Source organism: Streptomyces sp. MB09-02B, assembly GCF_033794485.1.
In the GTDB taxonomy this organism is placed as follows: domain Bacteria; phylum Actinomycetota; class Actinomycetes; order Streptomycetales; family Streptomycetaceae; genus Streptomyces.
On the sequence record NZ_JARGEE010000626.1, the window covers coordinates 1 to 3,784 of the forward strand.

Consider the following 3,784-nt stretch of genomic DNA (forward strand, 5'->3'; position numbering starts at 1 on the left):
GGGCAGTGGGGTGTGGTGCTGCTTGGTCGGGGTGCTGGACCAGTGGCCCTGCCGCTGGTTCGACCTGCCTCTGGGCGGCCCGTGCCGCCTTCTCCCTCGCTCGTACGGCGCGCCAGCGGGCCAGCGTGCCCATCGTGAAGACGGTCAGGACGAGGAGGACCATGAGCTGGCTGATGAAGAGGCCCCAGAAGAGGCCGTAGCCGGAGAGCTGGGCGGCGGGGGTGTCCGGCCAGGCGGCGGGGAGGTCTTGAGGGGCGGAGACCAGGCTGCGTACGGCCATGGGTGTGCGGGTGAAGGTGACGGCGTCCGGCCAGGCGCCGTGGGCGAAGAGGCCGGCCAGGCCGGTGGCCGACCAGACCAGCAGGGTCAGACTCACCAGGAAGCCCAGAAGGGCGATCAGCAGCCCGTCGGGGATGCCGCCTCCACCCTGCTGGGGGCGCCGATCGTCCGGTCTCATCGCTCGCCGCCGTAGCCGCCGTAGCCGGCGTACACGTCGTACCCCCCGCGTCCGTACGTGCGACCGCCGTACGCGCCGTACGCGCCGTACCCTCCGCCACCGTACGCGCGGCCGTTGTTCCCGCCGTACGCTCCGCCGTCGTTCACGCCGCTTCCTCGCCCTGCCCCTGCTTGTTCCGGCTCATCGCTGGTCTCGCTCAAGCCACCGTCGACTCGGAGGAGCCGTATCCGTCGACCTCGCTCAGTTGGTGTTCGACGAACGCGGCAGCCCGTTCCTCCGCCTCCAGTTCGGCGGCGCGCAGGGCGTCGTCGTCCATCAGGTGGTCGACGGAGGACTCGGTCATCGCGCGGTCGGTGAAGACGAGGGGGCGTTCGGTCTCGGTGATCAGGTGTTTGACCACCTGCACGTTGCCGTTGACGTCCCAGACGGCGATGCCGGGGGTGAGGGTGGGGATGATCTCCACCGCCCAGCGGGGCAGGCCGAGGACGCGGCCGGTCGCACGGGCCTCGTCCGCTTTCTGGGCGTAGATCGTCCGGGTGGAGGCCATCTTGAGGATCGCGGACGCCTCCTTCGCCGCCGCTCCGTCGACGACGTCGGAGAGGTGGTGGACGACGGCGACGAAGGACAGACCGAGTCGGCGGCCGAACTTCAGCAGGCGCTGGAAGAGCTGGGCGACGAAGGGGCTGTTGATGATGTGCCAGGCCTCCTCGACCAGGAAGATGCGCTTCTTCCGGTCGGGGCGGATCCAGGTGTGCTCCAGCCAGACGCCGACGATCGCCATGAGGATGGGCATGGCGATGGAGTTGCGGTCGATGTGGGACAGGTCGAAGACGATGAGGGGCGCGTCGAGGTCGATGCCCACGGTCGTCGGGCCGTCGAACATGCCGCGCAGGTCACCGTCGACCAGGCGGTCCAGGACCAGCGCCACGTCCAGGCCCCAGGCCCGTACGTCGTCTATGGCGACGTTCATCGCCTCCGCGGACTCCGGCTCGGGGTGGCGGAGCTGCTCGACGATGTCGGTGAGGACCGGCTGTCGCTCGACGATCGTCTCGTTGACGTAGGCGTGCGCGACCTTGAGGGCGAAGCCGGAGCGTTCGTCAAGGCCGTGGCCCATCGCGACCTCGATGATCGTGCGGAGCAGCGCGAGCTGACCCGTCGTGGTGATCGAGGGGTCGAGGGGGTTGAGGCGGATGCCCATGTCGAGGGCGGCCGTCGGATCGAGGCGGATGGGAGTTATTCCCAGCTCCTCCGCGATGAGGTTCCACTCGCCGACGCCGTCCTCGCCCTGGGCGTCGAGGACGACGACCTGGCGGTCGCGGAAGCGCAGCTGCCGCAGGACGTACGTCTTCTCCAGGGCCGACTTGCCGTTGCCGGACTCGCCGAGGACGAGCCAGTGCGGGGCGGGGAGTTGCTGGCCGTAGAGCTGGAAGGGGTCGTAGATGTAGCCCTTCCCGGAGTAGACCTCGCGGCCGATGATCACGCCGGAGTCGCCGAGGCCGGGGGCGGCGGTCGGGAGGTAGACCGCCTGGGCCTGCCCGGTGGAGGTGCGGACGGGGAGGCGGGTCGTCTCGACCTTGCCGAAGAGGAAGGATGTGAAGGCGTCCGTGAGGGCGGACATCGGGTCCCGCATCAGTGCCTCACCTCCAGGTGCGGTTGGGCTCCAGGGGCCCTCGGATGGTCCCGCATCGCGATGGCCCTACCTTCGGATTCCGGTGGCGAACGGGAGCGTGTTGACGAAGGCCCGGTGGTGCTCGCGGTCGCACCACTCCAGCTTGAGGTACGACTTGCCGGCCGAGGCCCTTATCGTCCGCTTGTCGCGGGCCAGTGCCTCCGGGGAGCGGGAGGAGACAGTGATGTACCCGACGAGGTTGACGCCGGCGGCGCCGCTCGCGAGGTCCTCGCCGCGCTGGTCGAGGCGGGAGTGGGAGGCCACGTCGCGCGGGTCGACGGTGCGGTTCATCTTGGCGGCGCGGGACGCCTCCGCCTCGTCGTTGGTCTTCTCCGTCAGCATGCGTTCGATGGCGACCTCGGTGGGTTCGAGGTCCATCGTGACGGCGACGGTACGGATGACGTCCGGGGTGTGGACCAGGAGGGGCGCCAGGAAGTTGACGCCGACCGGGGTCATCGGCCACTCCTTCACCCAGGCCGTGGCGTGGCACCAGGGGGCGCGGGTGGAGGACTCGCGGGTCTTGGCCTGGAGGTAGTCCGGCTCCATCGCGTCCAGTTCGGCCGGCCAGGCGTTGCGCTTGGTCATGGCCTGGATGTGGTCGATGGGGTGGTCCGGGTCGTACATGGAGTGGATGAGGGAGGCGAGGCGGCCCTGACCGAGCGGCTGCCGTACGCGGATGTCGGCCTCCTGGAGGCGCGAGCAGATGTCCGTCAGCTCGCGGGCCATGACGACGGCGAGGCCGGCGTCCTTGTCCAGCTTGCGGCCGTGCGGGCGGGCGGCGCGGGCCATGGCGTGGCCCTCGGCGGCCAGTTCGCGGCTGTAGTGCATACAGGCGACGAGGTACGCGCGGTGCTGCTCGCTGCTGGTGGAGACCATGGACTGCAGTTGGTCGTACGACTGCTGGAGCCAGCCGGGGGCGCGGTCGTCGCCGCGCTGGGCGACGTCCTTGGCGTGGGCGTCCGGGTCGGCGGGGAGCGTGCGGGCCAGCATCTGGAGGCGGGTGACGAAGCCGTCGCCGTTGGCCACGTGCTTGAGGAGGGTGCCGAAGCGGTCGACGAGGGCTTCCTGGTCCTCGGAGTCGCGCAGACCGACGCCGGGGCCCTCGATCTCGATGGCGGCGGTGACGGTCCGGCGGTCGGCGTGCAGCAGGACGGCGATCTCGTCCGGGCCGAAGGGCGCGGCGAGCCAGGTGATGCGGCCGATGCCGGGCGGGGGCCCGACCTCGACCTCACGGCCGTCGAGGCGGGTGCCGGCCTCCATGTTGGCGGAGCGGTACGTCGTGCCCTTGCGCAGGCTGCGCTTGTAACTCCGGTTGATCTCGAACCACTTGTAGAACGTCCGCCGCTTGTACGGCACGTACACCGCGGCCAGCGCCAGCATCGGGAAGCCCGTCAGCAGGGCGATGCGCGGGACGAGCACCGGGACGAGGAGTCCGCACATCATGCCGAGGAACGCGCCCGCGATGATCAACGCGATCTCGCCGGACTCGCGGTTCCGGCCGATGATCGCGTTCGGCCGGGCGCGGCCGATCAGATATGTACGGCGGGGCGTGATCGGATGGGACAGATGGTGGGAATCGGTCGTCAACGCCCTTCACCTCCCGTGCGGTTGCTGTTGCGGGTGTTGCCGGCGTGGGGGGTGTTGATGGGGCTCGAACG

The 3,784-nt window shown here is 70.1% G+C and carries 3 protein-coding genes and 1 pseudogene; all 4 read right to left on the bottom strand.

What is annotated here, in order from left to right; genetic code table 11:
• Positions 1-457: pseudogene (locus P1P70_RS41895) on the bottom strand (type VI secretion protein); the annotation flags it as partial.
• Positions 454-603, bottom strand: coding sequence for a hypothetical protein (locus tag P1P70_RS41900; RefSeq protein WP_319247335.1), 150 nt, complete (start codon positions 601-603; stop codon positions 454-456). The gene P1P70_RS41900 and the pseudogene P1P70_RS41895, both read right to left, overlap by 4 nt.
• Positions 604-653: 50 nt before the next feature.
• Positions 654-2,087, bottom strand: a complete 1,434-nt coding sequence (locus P1P70_RS41905) for an ATP-binding protein (RefSeq protein WP_319247337.1) — start codon at positions 2,085-2,087, stop codon at positions 654-656.
• A 66-nt stretch (positions 2,088-2,153) separates the two neighbouring features.
• On the bottom strand, positions 2,154-3,713 hold the full coding sequence (locus tag P1P70_RS41910) for an SCO6880 family protein (protein ID WP_319247338.1): 1,560 nt from the start codon (positions 3,711-3,713) through the stop codon (positions 2,154-2,156).
• Positions 3,714-3,784: the final 71 nt, after the last annotated feature.